This window comes from Alkalilimnicola ehrlichii (assembly GCF_003399765.1).
GTDB lineage: Bacteria > Pseudomonadota > Gammaproteobacteria > Nitrococcales > AK92 > AK92.
The window spans coordinates 51,148-73,271 of the sequence record NZ_NFZV01000003.1 but is presented as its reverse complement, the minus strand read 5'-3'; the positions used below and the strand labels follow the sequence as shown (position 1 = coordinate 73,271).

22 protein-coding genes and 1 pseudogene are annotated in these 22,124 nt (G+C 56.8%); 12 read left to right on the top strand and 11 right to left on the bottom strand.

Going from position 1 to position 22,124, the window contains the following annotated elements:
* The first annotated feature begins 200 nt into the window (after nt 1-200).
* From CAI21_RS03985 to ubiB, 8 genes are all read left to right on the top strand, one after another.
* Nucleotides 201-986 carry a hypothetical protein gene (locus CAI21_RS03985; protein ID WP_116301113.1) on the top strand — a complete coding sequence of 262 codons (786 nt, stop codon included), beginning with the start codon at nt 201-203 and terminating at the stop codon, nt 984-986.
* A 143-nt stretch (nt 987-1,129) separates the two neighbouring features.
* Complete coding sequence (locus CAI21_RS03980) at nt 1,130-2,164, top strand: M12 family metallo-peptidase (protein WP_181919256.1); 1,035 nt, start codon at nt 1,130-1,132, stop codon at nt 2,162-2,164.
* A gap of 460 nt (nt 2,165-2,624) precedes the next feature.
* Complete coding sequence (hslV, locus tag CAI21_RS03975) at nt 2,625-3,164, top strand: ATP-dependent protease subunit HslV (protein WP_116301111.1); 540 nt, start codon at nt 2,625-2,627, stop codon at nt 3,162-3,164.
* 37 nt (nt 3,165-3,201) lie between these two features.
* Complete coding sequence (gene hslU / locus CAI21_RS03970) at nt 3,202-4,542, top strand: ATP-dependent protease ATPase subunit HslU (RefSeq protein WP_116301110.1); 1,341 nt, start codon at nt 3,202-3,204, stop codon at nt 4,540-4,542.
* 30 nt (nt 4,543-4,572) lie between these two features.
* Entirely contained in the window at nt 4,573-4,962 is a 390-nt protein-coding gene (locus tag CAI21_RS03965; protein WP_116301109.1) for a gamma-butyrobetaine hydroxylase family protein, read from the top strand.
* 7 nt (nt 4,963-4,969) lie between these two features.
* Complete coding sequence (gene ubiE / locus CAI21_RS03960; protein ID WP_116301108.1) at nt 4,970-5,731, top strand: bifunctional demethylmenaquinone methyltransferase/2-methoxy-6-polyprenyl-1,4-benzoquinol methylase UbiE; 762 nt, start codon at nt 4,970-4,972, stop codon at nt 5,729-5,731.
* A 7-nt stretch (nt 5,732-5,738) separates the two neighbouring features.
* The gene (locus tag CAI21_RS03955; RefSeq protein WP_181919255.1) at nt 5,739-6,350 is read left to right on the top strand and encodes a ubiquinone biosynthesis accessory factor UbiJ; all 612 of its coding nucleotides are present in this window, start codon (nt 5,739-5,741) and stop codon (nt 6,348-6,350) included.
* Complete coding sequence (gene ubiB / locus CAI21_RS03950; protein ID WP_116301106.1) at nt 6,347-8,017, top strand: ubiquinone biosynthesis regulatory protein kinase UbiB; 1,671 nt, start codon at nt 6,347-6,349, stop codon at nt 8,015-8,017. Before CAI21_RS03955 ends, ubiB begins: the two co-directional genes overlap by 4 nt.
* 11 nt (nt 8,018-8,028) lie before the next feature.
* On the opposite strand, the pseudogene CAI21_RS03945 reads toward ubiB, so the two are convergent.
* From CAI21_RS03945 to CAI21_RS03930, 4 genes and pseudogenes are all read right to left on the bottom strand, one after another.
* Nucleotides 8,029-8,576, bottom strand: a pseudogene (locus CAI21_RS03945) (DJ-1 family glyoxalase III).
* Nucleotides 8,552-9,334 carry a divergent polysaccharide deacetylase family protein gene (locus tag CAI21_RS03940; protein ID WP_116301105.1) on the bottom strand — a complete coding sequence of 261 codons (783 nt, stop codon included), beginning with the start codon at nt 9,332-9,334 and terminating at the stop codon, nt 8,552-8,554. The pseudogene CAI21_RS03945 and the gene CAI21_RS03940 overlap by 25 nt, the downstream one beginning before the upstream one ends.
* Before the next feature lie 68 nt (nt 9,335-9,402).
* Nucleotides 9,403-10,707, bottom strand: coding sequence for a S41 family peptidase (locus tag CAI21_RS03935; protein WP_116301104.1), 1,305 nt, complete (start codon nt 10,705-10,707; stop codon nt 9,403-9,405).
* Between the two features lie 245 nt (nt 10,708-10,952).
* A complete protein-coding gene (locus tag CAI21_RS03930; protein WP_181919254.1) occupies nt 10,953-11,996 on the bottom strand; it encodes a murein hydrolase activator EnvC family protein in 1,044 nt (347 codons plus the stop codon).
* A 349-nt stretch (nt 11,997-12,345) separates the two neighbouring features.
* Here CAI21_RS03930 and CAI21_RS03925 point away from each other — a divergent pair, with 349 nt between their 5' ends.
* From CAI21_RS03925 to gpsA, 4 genes are all read left to right on the top strand, one after another.
* Complete coding sequence (locus tag CAI21_RS03925) at nt 12,346-12,678, top strand: ArsR/SmtB family transcription factor (RefSeq protein ID WP_116301102.1); 333 nt, start codon at nt 12,346-12,348, stop codon at nt 12,676-12,678.
* A 40-nt stretch (nt 12,679-12,718) separates the two neighbouring features.
* Nucleotides 12,719-13,144 carry a rhodanese-like domain-containing protein gene (locus tag CAI21_RS03920; RefSeq protein WP_116301101.1) on the top strand — a complete coding sequence of 142 codons (426 nt, stop codon included), beginning with the start codon at nt 12,719-12,721 and terminating at the stop codon, nt 13,142-13,144.
* Between the two features lie 28 nt (nt 13,145-13,172).
* Entirely contained in the window at nt 13,173-13,661 is a 489-nt protein-coding gene (secB, locus tag CAI21_RS03915) for a protein-export chaperone SecB (protein ID WP_116301100.1), read from the top strand.
* Nucleotides 13,662-14,214: 553 nt separating this feature from the next.
* Nucleotides 14,215-15,213, top strand: coding sequence for an NAD(P)H-dependent glycerol-3-phosphate dehydrogenase (gene gpsA / locus CAI21_RS03910; RefSeq protein ID WP_116301099.1), 999 nt, complete (start codon nt 14,215-14,217; stop codon nt 15,211-15,213).
* Nucleotides 15,214-15,231: 18 nt separating this feature from the next.
* On the opposite strand, the gene trmL is transcribed toward gpsA, so the two are convergent.
* The 7 genes from trmL to CAI21_RS03875 form a co-directional block, all read right to left on the bottom strand.
* Nucleotides 15,232-15,717, bottom strand: coding sequence for a tRNA (uridine(34)/cytosine(34)/5-carboxymethylaminomethyluridine(34)-2'-O)-methyltransferase TrmL (trmL, locus tag CAI21_RS03905; protein ID WP_116301098.1), 486 nt, complete (start codon nt 15,715-15,717; stop codon nt 15,232-15,234).
* 100 nt (nt 15,718-15,817) lie between these two features.
* A complete protein-coding gene (gene glnG, locus CAI21_RS03900) occupies nt 15,818-17,215 on the bottom strand; it encodes a nitrogen regulation protein NR(I) (RefSeq protein WP_116301097.1) in 1,398 nt (465 codons plus the stop codon).
* The gene (glnL, locus tag CAI21_RS03895) at nt 17,199-18,266 is read right to left on the bottom strand and encodes a nitrogen regulation protein NR(II) (protein WP_116301096.1); all 1,068 of its coding nucleotides are present in this window, start codon (nt 18,264-18,266) and stop codon (nt 17,199-17,201) included. Before glnL ends, glnG begins: the two co-directional genes overlap by 17 nt.
* A gap of 384 nt (nt 18,267-18,650) precedes the next feature.
* Complete coding sequence (locus CAI21_RS03890) at nt 18,651-19,253, bottom strand: DUF4124 domain-containing protein (protein ID WP_116301095.1); 603 nt, start codon at nt 19,251-19,253, stop codon at nt 18,651-18,653.
* A gap of 61 nt (nt 19,254-19,314) precedes the next feature.
* On the bottom strand, nt 19,315-20,730 hold the full coding sequence (gene glnA, locus CAI21_RS03885) for a glutamate--ammonia ligase (RefSeq protein WP_116301094.1): 1,416 nt from the start codon (nt 20,728-20,730) through the stop codon (nt 19,315-19,317).
* Nucleotides 20,731-21,031: 301 nt separating this feature from the next.
* On the bottom strand, nt 21,032-21,259 hold the full coding sequence (locus CAI21_RS03880; protein WP_116301093.1) for a sulfurtransferase TusA family protein: 228 nt from the start codon (nt 21,257-21,259) through the stop codon (nt 21,032-21,034).
* Nucleotides 21,260-21,294: 35 nt separating this feature from the next.
* On the bottom strand, nt 21,295-22,116 hold the full coding sequence (locus CAI21_RS03875; protein WP_309544651.1) for a tRNA (5-methylaminomethyl-2-thiouridylate)-methyltransferase: 822 nt from the start codon (nt 22,114-22,116) through the stop codon (nt 21,295-21,297).
* Nucleotides 22,117-22,124: the final 8 nt, after the last annotated feature.

The following is a 22,124-nucleotide window of genomic DNA, read 5'->3' as shown; positions in this document are numbered from 1 at the left end:
TAGATAAATCCGTAAAAGCTTGCTTTAATTTTTCTATACCCGCCGATTGGGCACCCTTTAGCCCTGCTTAACGACAAAACTAAATCGGCCAATAACGCAATAAAGTTGCATTAATTACGCACTCAGCGATAACGAAGGAAAGCGCATTTTCATTCGTGCGGTGCCGCTTTTGAATGCGCGTCAAAGGAGTAAGCAAAACCATGAAGCCCCTGCCTATCATTATGGCCGGTACGGCGCTGGCAGCCGTGTTGGTCATCACCAGTATGACGCTACGCGGGAACGATGAACCGGATGTGCCGGCCATCGCCGAGACAAACGCTGTCGAGCCGACACAAAGCGCCGCTGTGCCCGAGCAGAGCAGCATGAGCGCCGAAGACGAACCGCCGCCACCGCCACCGAGCGACGACAACATAGAGTTCTTCGAAGACGCAGCCGAGCTGGATTCGGAAACCGTCTCGCGTCTATTCAACATTGAGGACCGCCGCGGTCAGACTATCTCCCCACAGGCCTGGGAAGCGGCACGGGCGGCACCGAGCTGGGAAGCGCGAGACGAACCCGCCCCGCATTTGCCGTTAGAAGCAGGCGAACGCGACGACGGTCGAGCTTTTATCGATTTCAACCGGCTTAAGTTGGACGGCCTGCAAGCCGGGGAGCGCATGGAGCTTAATATTCCGCAGCAGGCTCGTAACTACACGTTCGTTGTGCAAGACGTCGAAGAACACGGTGGCGGCATCGCGTCCTGGAACGGGCATCTGGATGGGTTACCGACGACTTACTCGACGACCATAACCCAAGGCCCGGAACATACCTACGGCGGTATTTCGACTCCGGACGGACATTACACCATAGAAATTCATGGCGATTCCGGCTGGATCGTCTCCACCGACACAATTTCGGTGTACGACCCGAACGAACCGCATGCCCCGATACCGCCGGAACTCGGGGGCGAGGAAGAGGGCGCTCATCGCCATCATCATCGCCATTGATCCTTCGCAGCCGGTTTGGGGGGAAACAGGCAACAAGGAACTGTACTGTCACTCAAGCAAAGAACGGAAAGGACTATGTTCACTAAAAAAGAATACGTAATTATCTGCTGGGCTTAATGGCGTTTTGCCTTGGTTCGCCGGTATTGGCAGACACCACCTTAGATATTTTGGTGCTGTACGACGATACCACCGCCCAACGTTTCAATAATCAGCCGGAAACCCTGATCCATAACTGGATCAATCAAGTAAATCAGATGTATAGCAATAGCGGGGTTCAGGCCCAGTTAAGGCTGGTTCATGTCGCCCATCACAATGCCGCGGGGCAAACGATGACGACGGTGCTACAGAATATTACCCGCGATTCGCAAATTCGAGCGCTACGCGATCAATATGGCGCCGACTTCGTGGCACAGCTCCACGGCACGGGTAATTGCGGCGTTGCTTGGCTGACCACCGGCCGTAATGGCAATGTGTCCGCACAAGCTTCCGAGTGGGCTTATAGCGTTACCGGCCCTCGCTGCGGCGCTATCGTCCTGGCTCACGAGATAGGCCACAACATGGGCCTGAATCACTCTCGCGCCCAAGGAGATACTAGCGGCGGCGTTTTCCACCACGGCCTCGGCCACGGTGTTAGGAATAACTTCGCGACGATCATGGCTTATCCTCAAGCCTATAACGGCCGCCATCTGCCGCTGTTCTCCAACCCGGATTTATCGTGCCAGGGAATGCCCTGCGGCGTTGCCATCGGCCATGCGGACGCTGCCCATTCGGTCGCCGCTATTAACGATATCCGCAATCAGCTAGCGGACTTCCGCCCGACTCGGGTTCCACACGATGACGACGACGGCGATAACGGCACGGCGCCTTCCTGCCCCTCGGGTATGGCAACCTATACCGGCACCGTACATGGCAACGGCGACATGCGGTATCACCCCGACGAGGCTTTCCGCGCCGGATTCCGCCAGGGCCAGGAGTTGAGCATCCAATCGGCGGACGGCGCTAATATCGATGCCTTGCTCCTACGCTGGAACGGTCGCGCTTGGAGTACGGTCGCCCGTACTAATAGCCGTACCGACGAAACCGTAAACTATGCGGGCTTTCTCTCCGGCCACTTCACCATTGCCGTACGCGGCAACAATGGCGGCGGCGATTACACGCTTTGTCACCGCCTGCAATGATAGGGGCTTGACGCCCTCCGGATAACTGGCGGGCGTAGATTCTGGTTGCCCCTCGCCCTCCGCAGCCCGTGGAGGGCGGAAGGGGCAACCGTATTCCCTCCGGCCGCGCACCCCTACCCATAGCGGCCGGCCAAACGAACAAGGATAAGCGCTTACCGGTAGACGACAAGCCGCAGAGGCTACCCGTCCACAGCCGAACGGCGACCTGGATCGACAATCCGATGTCGACTGCATCACGCCTAACGAACCTATGTAGTACAATGCCGGGGCAAAGAATGTCCGTGCGGCAACAAAGCTGTCGTATGCCCTGGTAAGACTAGAGGGAAAACCGCACCTAGCGGATACGGCTAATGGACGTTCAAGCGTGGCGTATGCTGGCCTCGCACGGCTAGATACACCGACTCATTCACTTCTTCTCCGGCCGTTTTTACTCCGGCCGGAAAGCAAACGGAGTTGTAGCGTGGAACAGTTCAGAGGCACCACTATTCTCGCCGTCCGCCGTAACGGTAGCGTAGCCGTAGGCGGCGACGGACAAGTCACGCTCGGCAATACCGTCATGAAAGGCAATGCCCGCAAAGTCCGGCGGCTTTTCCGCGATCAGGTACTGGCCGGATTCGCCGGCGGTACGGCGGATGCATTTACGCTTTTCGAGCGTTTTGAAGGGCAGCTAGAGAAACATCGCGGCAACTTAACGCGAGCAGCGGTGGAAATGGCAAAAGACTGGCGCTCCGATCGCGTCTTGCGGCGCTTAGAAGCGCTTCTGGTCGTCGCCGACAAAGACGCCTTGCTGATGATTTCCGGTAACGGCGACGTGGTGGAACCCGAGCACGATTTAATCGCTATCGGCTCCGGCGGCGCTTTCGCGCAGGCGGCAGCCACAGCGTTAATGGAGAGCACCGAGCTATCGGCGCGCGAAGTTGTCGAAAAAGCGATGAAAATCGCCGGCGACATCTGCATCTATACCAATCACAGCCTGACCGTCGAGGAACTGACTAGCTGAGTGCGCGCGGCGTTACAGCGAAAGGAGAAAGCAGTCGATGTCTTACATGACCCCACGCGAAATCGTCCAAGAATTGGACAAACACATTATCGGTCAGGCCGAAGCCAAACGGGCAGTGGCTATTGCGCTGCGTAACCGTTGGCGGCGTATGCAGGTCGACGAAACGCTGCGTAACGAGATTACGCCGAAGAATATTCTCATGATCGGCCCCACCGGTGTCGGTAAAACCGAAATTGCCCGCCGCCTGGCTAAACTGGCGCGCGCGCCGTTCATGAAGGTGGAGGCCACCAAATTCACCGAAGTAGGCTATGTCGGCCGCGACGTCGAGTCGATCGTCCGCGACCTGGTGGATATCGCGATCAAAATGACGCGCGAAGAGGAAATGCAAAAGGTTTCCTTGCGTGCCGAGGATGCCGCCGAGGATCGCTTGCTCGACGTGCTCCTGCCGCGCCCGCGAACGGCCGATGTGTGGGGAGAAAAAATGCCGGAGGAGGAGCACAACTCCGCAACCCGGCAGAAATTGCGCAAGAAACTGCGCGAAGGCGATCTCGACGACCGCGAAGTACAGATCGAGGTGCGCGCCACACCGGTAGGCGTGGAAATCATGGCGCCGCCCGGCATGGAAGAGATGACCAGCCAGCTGCAGAACATGTTCCAGAACTTCGGCGGCGAGCGCACCAAAACGCGCAAGATGAAGGTTCAAGAAGCGCTGAAGGTGCTGAAAGAAGAAGAAGCGGCGAAAATGGTCAACGAGGAAGAGCTGAAAGCCACGGCGCTTGAACGCGTCGAGCAGCACGGCATTGTCTTTCTCGACGAAATCGACAAAGTCGCTAAACGCTCCGATCACGGCGGCGCCGATGTCTCCCGCGAAGGCGTGCAGCGCGACCTGTTGCCATTGGTGGAAGGCTCCACCGTATCCACTAAATACGGCATGGTGCGCACCGATCACATTCTATTTATTGCCTCCGGCGCCTTTCATTTATCCAAACCCTCGGACCTCATTCCGGAGCTGCAAGGCCGGTTACCGATCCGGGTCGAACTTGATCCGCTGTCGGTGGAAGACTTCGTACGGATTCTTACCGAGCCGGACGCTTCGCTGGTTCATCAATACAAAGCCTTGATGAATACCGAAGGCTGCCAGCTAGCGTTTACCGAAGATGGCGTCGCGCGCATCGCGGAAGTAGCCTGGGAAGTCAACGAGCGCACCGAGAACATCGGCGCACGCCGCCTGCACACGGTGATGGAGCGGTTGCTTGAAGCGATCTCCTTCGAGGCACCCGACCGCAGCGGCGAAACCATCGCCATCGATGCCGCATACGTCGAAGAGCATTTGGCCGACCTCGCCCGCAACGAGGACCTCACCCGCTACATCCTGTAGCGGGTCGGCCAACGAAACAGGGTATAGCGTATGCAGCGGCTGGAGCGCATCAGTCACGGCAGAGTACCGACCGAGATCAAACTGCACCGGCAGTCGCGGCGACTGGAGGTAGCCTTCGACGATGGGCAACGGTTTGAGTTAAGCGCCGAATACCTGCGCGTGTTCTCGCCGTCAGCCGAAGTACGCGGCCACGGGCCGGGGCAAGAGGTTCTTCAGACCGGCAAGGAAAAGGTCGGGATCGATCGCGTCGAGCCGGTCGGCCAATACGCCGTGCGCCTTTGCTTCGACGATGGCCATCAAACCGGCCTTTATTCCTGGGATTTGCTCTACGAACTCGGCATCAACCAGAACCGGCATTGGCAAGACTACCTCGCTGCGCTACGCCAAGCCGGCATAGAGCGCAACGAGAATAACCACTGAGGCGGCCATGGCTAGCAACGACAAACAGTCCGACACCACACACTTCGGCTTTCAGCAGGTGCCGGCCGCGGAAAAGGCGGCCAGGGTAGGGCAAGTATTCCGCTCGGTAGCGGGCAAGTACGATCTCATGAACGATCTGATGTCCATGGGGCTGCACCGACTATGGAAACGGCAAGCGATTAACATCGCCAATATCCGCCGCGGTCAGCGTATTCTCGACCTTGCCAGCGGCACAGGGGATTTGGCTCGCCTCATGGCCCGCAAGGTTGGCCCGCAAGGTAAAGTCATACTGTCCGACATCAACGAGGCCATGCTCAACCGCGGGCGTGCCAGGCTAGTTGACGACGGGGTGGTCGGTAACGTCGATTTTGTTATCGCCAACGCGGAGTATCTGCCGTTTCCGGACAACTACTTCGACCGCGTCACAATTGCATTCGGCCTCCGTAACGTCACTCGCAAGGAAGTCGCGCTGGCGGAAATGCGCCGCGTGATCAAGCCCGGCGGCTGTGTCATCGTCCTGGAGTTTTCCCAGCTCTACCTAAAACCGCTGCAACCCTTGTACGACTTATATTCCTTCCAGGTCTTGCCGCGGATGGGGCAACTGGTCGCCGACGATGCCGATAGCTATCGCTACCTGGCCGAATCGATCCGAATGCACCCAGACCAAGAAGGCCTAAAAGGCTTGATGGAAGAGGCCGGACTGGAGGATTGCGAGTATTTCAATCTTAGCGGCGGCGTGGTAGCCGTACACCGCGGTTATAAGTATTGAGATGACTATGGACCCCCTGAACACGGCATTTCAGCAACTGGTTACCCTGGCCAACAAGTTGCTGCTGCTCGATCCGGAAGCAAAACAACGGCTGCGCCCGCTGGCCGGCCGCGTGTTGGCCGTAGAGTTGGAAGGCGTCGAGTTACCGCTGCACGTCTTATTTACGGAAGAGGCGATTACCATCGCCGATCCCGAGATGCCGGTCGACGCTACCGTACGCGCCGAACTGGCCGCCTTGTTGTCTTTGGCGGCTAGAAGAGGGCGGGGCAATACCGGTGCCGTCGAGTTTCGCGGCGACGTGGCCGTGGTTCACGGCGTCCGCAGCCTGCTCAGCGAGCTGGAGATCGACTGGGAAGAGCAATTATCGCGTTTTACCGGCGATATAGTCGCCCATCAGGTTGGCAACTTCTTTCGCGGGTTCCAAGGCTGGCTAAGCCGGGGGCGCACGACCTTTGAGCAGAATCTTTCCGAGTACCTAACGGAAGAGATAGGCCAAGTCCCGCCGGAAGCCGAGTTAAGCGGCTTTCTTGACGATGTAGATCAGCTGCGCCAAGACACGGACCGACTTGCCGCACGCATTGCGCTGTTAGAGAAACGGCGCAAGGGCAGAGGTACATGAAACGCCTTCGACAGCTTCACCGCATTATCTTTATCAACATCGTGCTGTTGCGCCACGGTCTGGACGAAATCATATTGGCGACGCCGCCGTTTCGCCCGCTGCGATTCCTGAAGATTTTCATGTTCTGGCGCTGGTTCAGCAAAGACGGCTCCAGCCGCGGCGAGCGAATCAGGATGACCCTAGAGGATCTAGGGCCCATTTACGTTAAGTTCGGACAAATTCTCTCGACGCGACGCGATCTACTACCGCAGGATATCGCCAGCGAGCTGGCCCACCTACAAGACCGCGTACCGCCTTTCCCCGGCGCCGAGGCCCGCCGCATTATCGAGCGAGCCTATCGACGGCCTTTAAATGAAGTGTTCGCCGAATTCGACGAACAACCGCTAGCCTCGGCCTCCATTGCCCAAGTACATACCGCCCGCCTGTTAGACGGCACGGACGTTGTGGTCAAGGTAATCCGCCCAGGCATCGATAGGGCCATCCAAAGCGACCTCGGCCTTATGTACGCGGTTGCCGACTTAGCCGAGCGCTATTGGACGGAAGGACGCCGGCTGCGGCCGCGCGAAGTGGTTGCCGAGTTCGACAAGAACCTCAACGACGAGCTGGACTTAATGCGGGAGGCGGCCAACGCCTCGCAGTTAAAACGCAATTTCCTCGATTCGCCGCTGCTGCACATCCCCGAAGTCTACTGGGATTACACGCGACGCGATGTCATGGTCATGGAGCGGGTGAACGGAATCCCCGTGAACCACCTCGACAAGCTCTATAAGCTCGGGATCGACATGCGGGTGCTGGCCGAACGCGGGGTCGAGATTTTCTTCACCCAGGTCTTTCGGGACAGCTTTTTCCACGCCGACATGCACCCTGGGAATATTTTCGTTAATCCGGAAAACCCCGGCAGCCCGCAATACATCGCGGTCGACTTCGGCATTATCGGTACCCTCAGCCCCACCGATCAACGCTACTTGGCAGAAAATTTTCTGGCCTTTTTCAATCGGGATTATCGGCGTGTCGCGGAGCTGCATGTAGAATCGGGCTGGGTTCCGCCCCATACCCGCATCGACGAGTTCGAATCGGCTATTCGCACCGTTTGCGAACCTATTTTCGAACGCCCCTTACGAGATATTTCCTTCGGCGGTCTGCTGTTGCGACTGTTTCAAACGGGCCGTCGCTTCGAAATGGAAGTGCAGCCGCAGTTGGTATTGCTACAGAAGACATTGCTCAATATCGAAGGTTTAGGGCGCGAACTCTATCCGGAGCTGGATTTGTGGAAAACCGCCAAACCTCATATGGAGCGCTGGATGAGCGAGCAATTGGGTGCTCGCGCCTTGCTACGGCAAATCAAAAAAGAGCTGCCCCGATGGGGCGAGGAGCTTCCGGCCATCCCGCGCCGGCTTTACGAAACCTTCGACGAACTCGGTGCCGCTCGACGAGAGCTGGCCCAACAATCGGAGGAATTGGAACGGCTGCGAGCCGATTTACGAGCCATGAGCACCCGCTTCGTGATCGGTACGGCGGGTGCGGCACTCTTGATCTGCGCCTTTATTCTATTAGGAATGGACGGTTTCTCGCCGGCGATGTTTGCCGGCGCGCCGATCGCCACGTGGGCCACAGGCGCCGTTGGCGCCATACTGCTGTTATTCGCCTGGTTAAAGCGAATTAGGTAAACGTCTTATCTCTACGCCGGTCGCTGTAAGCCCGTTTCGACCTTAACGCGGCTTGCTTGACCGGCTAACAGTTCTATCAAGGTCAACGCGAAATCCATCGCCGTGCCGGGACCTCGCGACGTCACAACCCGACCATCGACAACGACCGGCTGCTCTTGATACTCGATTCCCTCCGCACCGTCCAAAAACCGGGATAGCTGGTAACGCGACGCCCCCTTAACAACCCCGCCTTCGCTAACACGGCCGGCGCAGCACAAATCGCCGCGATATAACAACCGTCCGCTGCCGCTTGCTGCAATAGAGCGATAATCCGCGCGTCGTCTCCGAGCCGCTCGGCACCCTTTGCGCCACCCGGCAAGACGATCATATCGAAGTTTTCGCCGGCCACTGCATCTAAGGTGGTATCGGGCACCAGAACGACTCCGCGACTGGCCTTTACCGGCCCGGGCGTTAAACCGGCAGTCGTAACCGCAACACCGGCACGGCGCAGCAAATCGATGACCGTCACCGACTCTAACTCTTCGCAGCCTTCGGCTAATGGGACGAGGACGTTTGCCATGATTTATCCCTTTCCGTTTCCAGCTCGATCATCTCGGATACCGATACAAGGCGCACACCGTCTTCCTGCAACTGCGGTAAACGGCGTTCCAGCACCTCTAACGTGGAACGGTACGGATGCCCGATGGCTAGTGCAACCCCGCGACTTCGGGCAATGCGCAACAAGCGCTCGAACTCTGCCTCCACCGCCCGCGGGCTAGGGTTGTGATCTAGAAAGACATGCCTGCTCGCCGTCGGCAACCGCGCTTCTCGCGCCATTTGTTCGGCGACGCTGTGGCGCGAGGTCCGGCTATCGATAAAGAAAAGCTCCGCCTCTTGCGCCCGTAATACTTCCATCAGCCATGTCATATGGCCGGGATGGCGCGTCAGTAAGCTGCCCATATGGTTATTTACGCCGGAAACATGGGGAACGGCAGCAAGGCTCGCCTGCACACTCGCCACAAAGGCTTCTTGGTCCATATCCAGCGTCAGTCCACCCGGCCCAAGGTCATTCCCCGCCTTTGCTTGCAGCGGCAAATGCAACATAACCTCTTTACCAGTGGCGTGAGCCGCCTCGGCTAACCGTTGGACGTGAGGCGTATGGGGGAGGAAAGCACAGGCAACCGGCCCCGGAAGGTCCACGACTCGGCGTCCTTCCGCTAAACGATCGCCTAAATCGTCAATAATAATGGCAATGGCAGGCTCGGGAGAGACCGATTCGGCCTGAGCGGCAGAACAAACAAACACAGCCGACACCAAGACACCGAACCACCACCGCATTTATTTTCCTTAGTACAAAACGCGAACGTCCGAGGCCTTGCCCCGGACGTTCGGCTAATCGCAACGTATTAAATACTATTACCGTCTCGGGCGCCGAAAGTCTGCATTCCCCGGAGGAAGTTCAACGCTTCGTACAGCACGTAGTCGGAGCCGATCCAATCGTCCCTGTCCGCAGACTTTTTCTCGTTTGCCTGTGCATCCCGAGTACTGCGTAGCTCGGCTTCCTGCAACCGGGCCTGATCGCCGTCGGAGTCCGCCTGAACCACCTGCAGATCCTTGTTTACCGGCATGTCGGGCATAATACCCTTCGAGTGAATAGAACGTCCGCTCGGCGTGTAGTAACGCGCTGTGGTCAACTTCAATGCCGTACCGTCGTTCAACGGTAGAATCGACTGAACCGAACCCTTACCGAAAGTTGTCGACCCCATAACAACGGCGCGCTTGTGGTCTTGCAAAGCACCCGCGACGATCTCCGAAGCCGATGCTGAGCCCTCATTGACCAGCACCACGATGGGCGCCCCGTCGATCATATCCTTACCGCTAGCATCGAAAACGACTTCGTTATTCATGCGACCTTGCGTGTAGACAATCCGTCCTTCGGTAATGAAGGCGTCGGAAACCTCCACGGCTGCACGCAATACGCCGCCCGGGTTATTGCGCATATCGAGTACGAGCCCTTCTAAGTTCCCGTTGGCTTCGGCTTTCAGCTTTTCGACCGCCGAACGTACCTGCTCCCCCGTACGCCGTTGGAACTGACTAATCCGGACATAACCGACACCGGGTTCCAGCATACGCGCCCGCACACTTTGTACCTGGATCACGTCGCGCTTGAGGGTTACCGCGATCGGAGCATCGGCACCCTGCCGACGGATCGTCATATCGATGCTGGTGCCCGGCTCGCCCCGCATCAGCTTAATCGCTTCGCTCAACTCCATGCCTTTGATCGATTTACCATCGAGAGTCAAGATCAGATCGCCGGCTTTCAGCCCCGCCCGATAAGCGGGCGTATCGTCAATCGGAGCGATAACCTTGACGTAACCGTCTTCCGTCCCTACTTCGATACCGAGGCCGCCGAATTCGCCTCGGGTACCGGAACGCATGTTCTGATAACCCTGTTCGTCCATGAAAGAGGAGTGCGGGTCCAAACTGGAAAGCATGCCACGAACAGCAGCGTCAAGGAGTTCCTTATCGTCTACTTCGTCGACGTAGTCACGCTTAATACGAGTATAGACTTCCGTAAAGGCGCGTAGCTGCTCAAGCGGAAGCTCGGCTTGGGCTTGACTGCGATCAGCCCAGACTCCTTGGGTCATCGTGCCCGAGACCCCGAGGGCGACACCAAGACAAAGGGCGGTTACGGACTTTCTGAATTGCATTATGGCTGCTCCTAAAATCCTTTACACCCGCGGCCAAATGCCGGCGGGGACAGCTGGTGCCCAGTAAACACCCTCGACAGACGTGTTTCCGTGACAGCAGTCACCGCTAGAGTGCACTTTAGCCCATAGTTAGGAACTGACTCACACTTTCGGAAAAGTCGCCCCAAGGAACAAGAAGATGCTGCCAGTATAATCCCAAACTAAATGGGAAGAACAAGCACCTTTGTTGTTCTTTTAACGTATTCTTATCTAAGCCAGCGCATAGGATCGACCGGAGTCCCGTTTTCGCGAACCTCGAAGTACAATCCCGGAGTCCCGCGGCCGCCGCTAGTTCCTACCGCTGCAATGATTTCGCCCGGCTGCACCCAAGCGCCTGCCTCCCGGTACAATGCCTCGTTATGGCCGTATAAGCTCATAAAACCCTCGCCGTGATCGATAATAACCATCAAGCCAAAGCCCCGCAGCCAATCGGCAAATACCACGCGGCCATGCGAGATTGCGCGCACGTCCGTACCTTCCTCGGCTTCTATCAACAACCCGTTCCAGCGGCTATTGCCACCGGCACCTCGGCTGGAGCCAAAACGGGCCGCCAACTCGCCTTCTACCGGCCAAACCAAAAGCCCCTCGCTCTCGCGAAACGAGTACTGTGCCAAATCGCGGTCCGGAACATCGGCAAGGGCACGCTCCAGGCCCTGAAGCAATTCGACAAGCTGCTCCTCGTCCCGCGCAAGTTGCCGTAGTTGTCGGTCCTTATTGCTTAGCTCACGCTCAATCCGCGCCAAAAGCGCTGCTCGCTCTTGCCGGGCCGTTTGGAGGCGAGTCCGTTCCGCTTCCTGCCCCCGGCGCGCAGTCGCCAGCCGCTCTTCTTGCTCCGCAATCTCCGCTTCAATCCGCCGTAGCTCGGCCAGCTGTGTGTCGACTTCCTGTATCCGCTCGCTGCGCGCCCGGTTCAAATAATCGTAGTAAACCAACATGCGGTCGACACTATTAGGGTCCTCCTGATTCAGCAGCAACCGCAAGTACTCCTGACGGCCGCTAATGTAAACATCCAGAATTTGCCGCGTCAGGTGCTCGCGCTGCGCCGCCAACTCCTCCAACTGTTCGCGACGCTGCCCCTGCAGAACGTTAATTCGCCGGTTCAATACAACCTGTTCGTCGTCTAGACGACGCAACCGGGCGTTAGCGGCATTGACCCGAGTATCCAACTCACGTAACTCGCGTGTGACTCGATCCTGGCGCCGACGCTCTTGCTGTAGACCGCCTTGTACGCGTTCGATTTGCTCGCGCAAACGCTCTAACTCCGCAGCCTTCGTCGCATAGTCCGAATGGACCATACTTGAGAAAAACAGCAAAATTAACAACGTTAACAAGCAGATAGATGATTTAAGAAAATACATGCTCAAAAGTTGTACTTGACCTCGGGATCTATACAAGCTAATACTGAACTACAATTTAATTCGCCAGCATTGGCGGTATCATAGCTTCTTCGTTAACAGCTGTAGCTGTTATTTAGGGGGTTCGATTCCGAACCTACCGACTGTGTCACAGCATTGGACCAAACGGTAGGCCACGGGATCGGCTTGTCAGGGAAGCACTTGTCAAAAGAAGGCAAGAACCAACCAAGAGGGGACTCAAGGAATGGTCTCAACAGTCGAACAAGATATCCAACCGGCAATTCAACCCGCAGCCCGCGCCTTGAAGGCAATGGCTCACCCGCTTCGCCTACACATTCTGTGTGTGCTTGGCAACACAGAAGTTAATGTGCAGGACATCGTGGGCGAGGTAGGCACTTCGCAAAGTAATATCTCGCAACACCTTGCGATCTTGCGAGATAAAGGCATCATAACCTCACGGAAAGACGCCAACCGGGTGTATTACCGCATCCAAGACAGGCGGATTCTCAATCTTATTGGTATGATGCGCGACGTGTTTCCCGCGCCCGGCCTCAGGGAGGGACTGACGGACTCCTAAGGCCGGTGCGCCCCAGCGTAACTAAGGGCGTACTGCTTTTATGGAACAAGTTATTGAGTTTATTGGTAACAACCCGATTCTGACTACGGCGTTCGTCGCCATCTTGACAATCATTGTCATCGTCGAAGTTAGGCGTATGCGTAGCGGCGGCGGCGATGTGGAACCGGGACAAGCCACTGAATTGTTCAACAAGCAGAACGCTCTGTTTCTGGATACGCGGGACGAAAACGCCTTTAGAAAAGCTCACCTGCCGGGGGCAATCAATGTCCCCGGCGGTTCTATCGACGATCGGCTAAACAAGCTCTCGCGCTACAAGAATCGGCCTGTTATTGTCTATTGCGGAACCGGTCTTCAGTCTGGCCGCGCAGTCACCCGTCTACGGCAAGAAGGCTTTGAGCAAGTATATAAGCTCAAAGGCGGCTTCGCGGCGTGGCAAAGTGCCGGCTTTCCTCTCGAAAGTAAGTAAACCTCACACGACGTGGACGATGTAAGTTATGGCGGAGAATAACGGGGCAGGCCAGGCTACTAACCAACAGGGTGCAGCCGGTCAGCAGTTCAACTTGGGTAAAATTTTCCTGAAGGACGTTTCCTTTGAAACGCCGAACTCGCCGGAAGTATTCCAAACCGGCGAATGGAAGCCCGAGGTGAATGTCGATCTCGACAGCAACGCTCGCGGTATTGCGGAGAAGACTTACGAGGTTGTCGTTCGGGTGACCGTCACCACCAAACAAGCCGGTAAAACCGCCTACCTCTGCGAAATACAGCAAGGCGGCATTTTCCAGATCGACGGTTTCGACGAACCGACTTTAAAGGCTCTGCTTGGCGGTTACTGCCCGAACATTCTGTTCCCTTACGCGCGCGAAGCGGTGTCCGACATCATCACCAAAGGCGGCTTCCCGCAGATGCTACTCGGTCCGGTTAACTTCGATGCGTTGTATCAGCAACGGTTAGCGCAAGAGAAACAACAGCAGCAGGCGAATTAACGCGACTGCCGTTTACTCCCTATTCGGGGAGCGAATATCTCAAAAGCCGGCTTCCGCCGGCTTTTTTGGTTCGTTGCGCTTTGGCGGGAATGCGCTTAGAGGTCTACGCTTTGTTGCTATTGCCTGTAGCGATGCACTGTCCTGGTCTTCGGCCTTCGGCTCGCTTAGCGCACCTCATTCGCTTCCGGCGAATGAGTCTTTGCGTCGCCAAAGAAACCGCCTCTTCCTTCTTCAAGCAACCGCACGCCGTTAACCGAGTTGGCGTTTGTGCCTTGGAAAAACGTGGATCGAAGGGTCTTGCTCTTGCCCGTTGGCGCTGCCGAGCATCGCAGGGAACCCCGCCTTCTAAATAAGCCGCGCGAAGCGCCAATAGCCGCCAAACTTCCCCTGTCCCCCCTACTTCGGGAGAATTATCCCTCAAAGCGGTTAGAATGGGCGCTAACCCACCCCCGGGTGGGCAAAGCGAACTTGAAATCTACGGGGTCTGCATTGGAAGAGCAGCGTATCCTGCCCATTCTCTTTGGTAGCAGCCCCAGTGCAATGAGGCGAGTTGATGAGCGGTACGATAGCGGTTCTAGGAGCCGGATCTTGGGGAACAGCGTTGGCCCTGGCCTTGGCACGTAACGGTCGCGATGTGCGCTTATGGGGCCACTCTCCAGAACATACGGCACAACTGGCCGCGGATCGCGAGAACCGGAAGCATTTACCGGGAACCCGTTTTCCAAACACGCTTATCCCCGAAGCGGACCTTCATCAGGCCGTCGCCGCTGCGGCGGACATTCTTATCGTTGTTCCCAGCCATGGCTTCCGCGATTTGCTGGAGCGGCTGGCCCCGATCCTGAAACCCTCGCAACGCCTGGCATGGGCGACAAAAGGCCTTGACGCCCGCTCCGGGCAGCTGTTGCACGAAGTGGCCGATGAGTTGGTAGGGCCTAATCGGCCGTTAGCGGTGTTGTCCGGGCCGAGCTTTGCCAAGGAAGTCGCACAAGGGCTGCCGACTGCCGTTACGATCGCAGCAACCGACGATAGCTTCGGTAAAGATTTTGCCCGCGCTTTTCACAGCGAAAGCTTTCGGGTTTACACCAGCCGCGATATCACCGGTGTGGAGCTAGGCGGCGCGGTGAAAAATGTGCTGGCGGTCGCCGCAGGCGTCAGCGACGGCCTGGGCTTCGGTGCTAATGCCCGTGCCGGCCTCATTACTCGCGGCTTAGCGGAGATGATGCGATTAAGCCAAGCGCTTAAAGCCGACCCTCAAACGATAATGGGCTTATCCGGAGTAGGCGACCTTATTCTGACCTGTACCGACGATCAATCCCGAAACCGCCGTTTCGGCTTAGCACTCGGCCAAGGCAATAGCATCGATGAGGCTGTCGCCAACATCGGCCAAACCGTTGAAGCCGTGCGAACGGCACGGGAAGTCTACAAGCTGGCCCAACGCATAAGCCTGGATATGCCTATTTGCGAGCAAGTATATTACCTAGTGACAGGTGAGGTAGACGCCGAAACCGCTGTTCGTAACTTAATGGCACGAGCACAAAAGGCGGAATTTTAAAGCCTCTTAGCTGCCAAACTAATTGGCCGCAGCTTGAGCATCGACGCTGCCCGCAAAATCATGCTGGCGCCATGCTTCGAACAGAATCACGCTCACGGCGTTGGATAGATTCAAGCTGCGGCTATCGGGCACCATAGGAATACGCACGATCTCCTCGGAGGAAAAGCGCGCCATCATCTCCGGCGAAAGGCCTCGGGTTTCGGCCCCGAACACCAGTGCGTCGTTCTCCCGGTAGTGCACCTGATGGTAAAGGCGTTCGCCCTTCGTCGAACAGGCAAAAAGCCGCGTTGGTTTTACATCGCGTAGAAATCTGTCGAAATCCGTGTGTTCGCGAACGTCAGCCCACTCTCGATAATCGAGCCCCGCCCGCCGCAGTTGCTTATCTTCCATAACGAACCCTAGCGGGTGAATCAGGTGCAACTGAGCGCCGCTATTGGCACATAAACGAATAACATTGCCGGTATTCGGCGGAATCTCCGGCTCAACCAGAACCACATGGAACATGACGGCATTCCCAATGACGCGAATCGCGGCATTCTTACCAGAGTATGGCGGAATGTCCACTCTTATTATCTTATCGGCAGAAAGCTTCTCGATCCCGGCGTTATTCCATTCCTAAGTCTTTAATCTTTCGCGTTAAGGTATTTCTCCCCCAACCCAATAAGCGCGCGGCGTCTTGTCGTCGTCCTCCGGTACGGCTCAGGCTCTGCTCGATGAGAATTCGTTCGAAACGGGGCAAGGCTTCCGCCAGGACGCCCTCGTCGCCACGCGCTAATGCTCGGCTCGCCCAACGCGCTAATGCCGCTTCCCAATCGGCGTCTTCTCTAGCCGCTTCGGGTCCGTCCTTCAACTCCGGCGGCATATCCTCCATGTGGATTTCCTTGCCGCTTGCCATCACCGTTAACCACCGGCAGGTGTTTTCCAGCTGGCGAACATTGCCTGGCCAGGGCAGGGTGCAGAAGTAACGCTCCACATCGGCGCGTAGCGTTTTGGGTTCCGTACCCAATTCCTGCGCGGCGCGCCGGAGGAAAAAGCGCGTGAGCTTAGGGATATCCTCCCGCCGGTCCCGCAAGGCGGGCAAGTGAATGCGAATCACATTGAGTCGGTGGAACAAATCTTCGCGAAACTGTCCTTCGGCCACGCGGTGTTCGAGATTCTGGTGAGTCGCCGCGATGATGCGGACGTCGACCCTTACCGGCGTGTGGCCGCCGACACGATAGAATTCGCCATCGGCCAGCACCCGTAGCAATCGCGTTTGCAAATCCGGTGGCATATCCCCGATCTCATCGAGGAACAAGGTGCCGCCATCGGCTTGTTCAAAGCGACCCAAGCGCGACTGCTGAGCACCGGTGAACGCGCCCTTTTCATGACCGAATAGCTCAGACTCCATCAGGTCTTTTGGAATAGCAGCCATGTTCAAGGCGATAAAAGGTGCGGTTGCCCGCGGGCTATGCCGATGGAGAGCCTGCGCTACCAACTCCTTGCCGGTCCCCGATTCGCCGTTAATGAGCACCGTAATACTGGAATGAGATAGTCGACCGATTGCGCGAAATACCTCCTGCATCGTGGGCGCTTCCCCGATGATCTCGGGCATCGGCTCGACGGCGGCATCCTGGACCCGCTCTTTCGAGCGCGCCGCACTTAAAGCGCGGCGTACTAGTTCGACCGCTTCGTCGACATCGAACGGTTTCGGCAGATACTCAAAGGCACCGCCCTGGAATGCCGATACGGCGGAGTCGAGGTCGGAGTGGGCGGTCATAATGATGACAGGCAGGGTGGGCCAACGCGCCGCCACCGTCTCTAACAACTCTAATCCGCTAAGACCCGGCATCCGAACGTCGGTCAACAACACAGCCGGCCGCTCACGCTCCAAGCGACGCAGAACGGCATCGGCGGTATCGAAGGCGGTTACCGAAAGATTGGCTTGTTTCAGGGCTTTTTCGAGTACCCACCGAATAGAACGGTCGTCATCGACTACCCAGACGCTATGCGCCTCGTGCATTGCTTTCCTCCAAGGGTAACCAGATGGTAAATACTGTCTCGCCCGGTTCGCTGCTACACTCGATAAGGCCGCCATTCTGGTTGACCAGCGTCTGCGCGATGGGCAGGCCCAGGCCGCTACCTTCCGCCCGCGTCGTCACCATCGGGTAGAAAATCTGCTCTTGCAGCTCGGTATCGATGCCAGGACCGTTGTCGATCACCTCAATACGGGCAACCAACTTATAAGACGTATCGCCGATCGTGAATCGGCGTTGGGTTCGGGTACGCAGCGTGATGTTGCCTTCGCCGCCAACCGCCTGTAGAGCATTACGTACGATATTCAAACATGCTTGTATTAGTTGATCCGGCTCAGCCATCAAGGGCGGGATACTGGGGTCGTAGTCCCGTACGATCCGGAATCCTTCCGGCGCCTCCGCCTCAACCAGTTGGCGAACACGCTCCAATACTTCATGAATATTGGTCTCGCGGCGGTTGGGACGGCGGTTAGGGCCCAGCATGTTGTCAACCAGCGTCTGCAACCTGTCCGCTTCCCCAATAATAATCTGGGTATATTCGGTGAGGTCCTGGTCGGCCAGCTCCCGCTCCAATAACTGAGCAGCGCCCCGCAAGCCTCCTAGCGGGTTTTTGACTTCGTGGGCAAGACCTCGGATAAGTTCGCGCACCACCCGGTTTTGCGCTAACAGATTATGCTCGCGACTAATGCGTAAGTGACGATCCAACTGCACCAATTCGATTAATAGGTCCCCGTCAGGGAGGGGCGTTACGCTGCAATCGACGGTTACGGTCTGGTTAGCGCCAAGTACCAACTGCCGCTCACGCTCGGTGTAGGCAGACTCGTTAGCCAGGGCATCGCGAATACCCGCTTCCAGCTCCTCGGCACCCGGGGCTAGCACAGGAAAAGGCTGTCCGAGCAACTGCCGAGCACTAACGCCGAACAGGATTTCTGCGGCCGGATTCATATACTGAATGCGTAACTCGCTATCCAGGCAACAAACGGCAGTGCTCATATGCTCAAGGAGCCGGGTCGGATTTGAAAGCTTCTGTATTGGCATAAACCACTCTGGTGCAAGATTCGAACCAGCTATGCAGTACAAGAGTGCACGCTAGCCTAAGTGCTTACGGAATAAAGACTATTGGAAAAATCAGGCAAATTGGGCGAGCAAAGCTTGGGCCAGTATAGCGCAACAATGCACCATCATAGTGCAAAAGGAATGCAGAAAGGACACCTTAGTAGGCATTTAAAGACGTGTGTCGCGTTCGGGGCAGGTTTTACGGTCGGCCGGTACGAGCGTGTACGCAGACGAAGAAAACGGGCCTGCCCTTCCAGGGTGGTGCCGCCATTGCCTGAAAGATGCACCTAACCGGAACGCACGTAAGCGACGCTCAGCTATTAGCTGCCTAATCCCGCCACGCCCTATGAAGGGGTGTTATCCGTACTAACGCGACGGTTGGATTAAACGCGAGGCTTGATGCAGGTAAAAGGTGGTGCTCGCCGTATCCACGACTTCCCCCCGTTGATCGACGATACTCAACCGCAACGTCTGCGCACCGCGATGTAAGCCGCTAAGCGTAAAGCGAGTCGAACGCGTCGTCGGCATTTCGCCCCAAGGTTCGCCGTTCACTTCTATGTAGAGGGTATGCTCGGGTTGCAAGGGTGGGTCGAGCACGACGCTAACGGAAACTTGCCCTAAATTGTCGCGCAGCGTCTCTTCCGGAGCAGGGCTAACGATCCGAAACGTATCGTAGCCCCGAAAAGCATTAGGTGGCTGTTCGGGCCAGGGGACCGCTTCGGCTTCCGGCGGCTGCCGACCTAGGCTTGGCACGCTGGGAGCCGGTTCCACTTCTATCTGCCGAGCGCCTTCGCGCGGCTCGTCGGAAAAATGCGTACGGCCTTCCTCATCCGTCCATGTGTATACCGTCGTACCGACTAAGAGCGGTACAACAGCAAGGCAAAGTAATTTTTTCGTCCCATAGTGAGCATAAAGAGTAGTCCAAGTCGGACTGCCCCACAAGAAGGATAAAGAAGAACGCCGCGACATTAAGCCGCGGCGTAAGGAGTTTGGGGAGGCCGCACGGTCTCCCCAGGAGAGGAAGTAGGATTTAAACGCTGTAGTAGAGATCGAACTCTAACGGGTGCGTGGTCATCCGCAGCTGCTGCACGTCTTCCATCTTCAGCCCGATGTAGGCGTCGATCATGTCGTCGGTGAACACACCGCCAGCGGTCAGGAACTCGCGATCCTCGTCCAGGGCCTTGAGGGCTTCTTCCAGCGAGAACGCCACTTTCGGGATGTCTTTCTCTTCTTCCGGCGGCAGATCGTACAAGTCCTTATCCATGGCATCGCCCGGGTGGATCTTGTTCTGGATACCGTCCAGACCCGCCATCAACATGGCTGCGAAAGCCAGGTACGGGTTAGCCGTGGAGTCCGGGAAACGCAGCTCGATACGACGTGCTTTCGGGTTCGAAACATATGGCACACGGATGGAAGCCGAACGGTTGCGAGCCGAGTACGCCAGCAGCACCGGCGCTTCGAAACCGGGCACCAAACGCTTGTAGCTGTTGGTTGCCGCATTGGTGAAAGCATTCAGCGCTTTGGCATGCTTCATGATACCGCCGATGTAGTACAGCGCGGTTTCGGACAGCCCACCGTACAGATCGCCACTGAAGGTATTTTTACCTTCGTCGGAAATCGATTGGTGCACGTGCATGCCGTTACCGTTGTCGCCGACCAGCGGCTTCGGCATAAAGGTCGCCGTTTTGCCGTAGGCGTGGGCAACGTTATGAACCACATACTTAAGGGTCTGTACTTCGTCCGCCTTCTTCACCAGCGTATTGAACAGAACGCCGATTTCGCACTGACCGGCAGTCGCCACTTCATGATGGTGAACTTCAACCTTCAGCCCCATCTCTTCCATGGCTTGGCACATAGCGGCACGCAGGTCGTGCAGAGAGTCGACCGGCGGAACCGGGAAGTAACCGCCTTTAACTTTCGGCCGGTGTCCCATGTTGCCGTCGGAATAGACTTTCTCGGTATTCCAGCCGGCTTCTTCGGAATCGATCTTGTAGAAGTTGCCGCTCATGTCGGCACCCCAACGTACGTCGTCGAAAACGAAGAATTCGTTTTCCGGGCCGAAGAAGGCCGTGTCACCAATACCAGTGGACTTGAGGTAAGCCTCGGCACGCTTAGCGACCGAGCGCGGGTCGCGCTCATAGCCTTGCATGGTGCTGGGCTCGACAACGTCGCAAGTAATGTTGAGGGTAGCTTCGTCGAAGAACGGGTCCAGCACAGCGGTGGAGGCATCCGGCATCAGGATCATGTCGGACTCGTTGATGCCTTTCCAACCGGAGATGGAGGAACCATCGAACATCTTACCGCTTTCAAAGGTATCTTCTTCCACCGTGTGGGCGGGCACGGTGACGTGCTGCTGTTTACCCCGGGTATCGGTGAAACGAAAATCTACGAACTGAATGTTCTCTTCTTTAATCAGCTTCAATACGTCTGCTGCTGTGCGAGACATGTCTCGACCTCCAATGCGAATGTATGTCGCCCAAAAATGTGTCGCTTAGCTATAGCAGGAACCATGCCAGGGCGTGAGAACAAGCAGTTGCGGGCTTTCTTGGTGCGTTAATAAAAAATCGCACGCTAAAATTGCACGCTAATGGTGCACTAAATCAGTCTATGCACCGATATAGGTCATTTAAATGGTGCTTAACGGGGCAAGCACAAGAGCGTAGGCTGGAAGAGGGCAGAGGTTGGTTCAAAGCGACCGGTAATAGGTCCCGGTCGCGACAGGATAGGAAATAAGCGCAAGGAGCGGTTTACTCGCCGATTTCGATGACCATACAAATCAAATCGCCATCGTCTTGCTCTTCGATAACCGTATGACCGTGAACGCGGCACCAGGCCGGAATATCGGCTTTAACCCCGGGATCCGTAGCATGCATTTCTACCGTGTCGCCGGCGGTAAGCTGCTTGGCCTGCTCGCCCAAGCGGATCACAGGCATCGGGCAAAGCAATCCTTTCACATCTAAAACATAATGCGCCATCGTCGTAGCTCTCTCAGTTGCGGTCAGCCGCCAGCCTAAGCAACGTACCACTCTTGTCTTACTTCGCTAGGCGCGAAAGGCTTAACATCGAATTCGCGGCTAGTACCGTCGGTTCGCGTCACGCTAACCCGTACGCTCTCGGCCTCCCTACCTTGGCTAAAGCGCGCCGTCAATTGCGCGGCCAACTCCTCGTCGTCACCCTCTAAGCTACCATCAACCAAGACTAAAGGCCCGCCGTGGCTAACAGTTTGGAGGTGGGTAAACTGCTTTCGATAACCTTGTAGGAAGCGGTTCTCGCCTTCCTCGCGAGCAATAATGAGCTTAAAGTGGGGGCGAGGCCTCAGATGCCGGCCGATCTTGAGCAACATGATGTCGTCGAGCTCGTAGCGCCGCTCGCCGCGCGCTTCCCATAGGTCGGCCAACTTTTTCGAGTATTGCGGATTAGTTAGAAAGCAGCAACCGCCGGCCGGCTGCGACCACTCCTCAAAGCCCCAGCGCCCGGCCAATTCGATCTGCGGCTTACGGCTACGCCCATTGAAATCGAACAGCTTCTCCCGATCGACCCAACCTTCCTGTTCCGGCAGGGTCGGCGGCAATAACTGCGCGCACAACGGACGCAACAGGCGCTCGCCAGCGCCGGACTCTTTAGCGATCACCGGCATCGTGTCCTTGCGCTGAGACATTGGCCTTTGGCCAATAACTTCGCCGGTAATGATAAAATCGAAACCGTTCTCTTCCATCCACTGCTTGGCGCGGGTCACCATAAACCCTTTGCAGTCCAAACACGGATTCAAATTCGCACCATAACCGTGCTTCGGATTAATCACGATGTCCTTGTATTCTTCAACGACATCGATGATGTGCA

What these genes read in the sequence shown, in the direction of transcription:
- CAI21_RS03985 (WP_116301113.1), top strand. Translation starts at nt 201, where the DNA reads ATGAAGCCCCTGCCTATCATTATGGCCGGTACGGCGCTGGCAGCCGTG.
- hslU (WP_116301110.1), top strand. Translation starts at nt 3,202, where the DNA reads ATGTCTTACATGACCCCACGCGAAATCGTCCAAGAATTGGACAAACAC.
- CAI21_RS03965 (WP_116301109.1), top strand. Translation starts at nt 4,573, where the DNA reads ATGCAGCGGCTGGAGCGCATCAGTCACGGCAGAGTACCGACCGAGATC.
- ubiE (WP_116301108.1), top strand. Translation starts at nt 4,970, where the DNA reads ATGGCTAGCAACGACAAACAGTCCGACACCACACACTTCGGCTTTCAG.
- CAI21_RS03955 (WP_181919255.1), top strand. Translation starts at nt 5,739, where the DNA reads ATGGACCCCCTGAACACGGCATTTCAGCAACTGGTTACCCTGGCCAAC.
- ubiB (WP_116301106.1), top strand. Translation starts at nt 6,347, where the DNA reads ATGAAACGCCTTCGACAGCTTCACCGCATTATCTTTATCAACATCGTG.
- CAI21_RS03940 (WP_116301105.1), bottom strand. Translation starts at nt 9,334, where the DNA reads ATGCGGTGGTGGTTCGGTGTCTTGGTGTCGGCTGTGTTTGTTTGTTCT.
- CAI21_RS03935 (WP_116301104.1), bottom strand. Translation starts at nt 10,707, where the DNA reads ATGCAATTCAGAAAGTCCGTAACCGCCCTTTGTCTTGGTGTCGCCCTC.
- CAI21_RS03925 (WP_116301102.1), top strand. Translation starts at nt 12,346, where the DNA reads ATGGTCTCAACAGTCGAACAAGATATCCAACCGGCAATTCAACCCGCA.
- CAI21_RS03920 (WP_116301101.1), top strand. Translation starts at nt 12,719, where the DNA reads ATGGAACAAGTTATTGAGTTTATTGGTAACAACCCGATTCTGACTACG.
- secB (WP_116301100.1), top strand. Translation starts at nt 13,173, where the DNA reads ATGGCGGAGAATAACGGGGCAGGCCAGGCTACTAACCAACAGGGTGCA.
- gpsA (WP_116301099.1), top strand. Translation starts at nt 14,215, where the DNA reads ATGAGCGGTACGATAGCGGTTCTAGGAGCCGGATCTTGGGGAACAGCG.
- trmL (WP_116301098.1), bottom strand. Translation starts at nt 15,717, where the DNA reads ATGTTCCATGTGGTTCTGGTTGAGCCGGAGATTCCGCCGAATACCGGC.
- glnG (WP_116301097.1), bottom strand. Translation starts at nt 17,215, where the DNA reads ATGCACGAGGCGCATAGCGTCTGGGTAGTCGATGACGACCGTTCTATT.
- glnL (WP_116301096.1), bottom strand. Translation starts at nt 18,266, where the DNA reads ATGCCAATACAGAAGCTTTCAAATCCGACCCGGCTCCTTGAGCATATG.
- CAI21_RS03890 (WP_116301095.1), bottom strand. Translation starts at nt 19,253, where the DNA reads ATGTCGCGGCGTTCTTCTTTATCCTTCTTGTGGGGCAGTCCGACTTGG.
- glnA (WP_116301094.1), bottom strand. Translation starts at nt 20,730, where the DNA reads ATGTCTCGCACAGCAGCAGACGTATTGAAGCTGATTAAAGAAGAGAAC.
- CAI21_RS03880 (WP_116301093.1), bottom strand. Translation starts at nt 21,259, where the DNA reads ATGGCGCATTATGTTTTAGATGTGAAAGGATTGCTTTGCCCGATGCCT.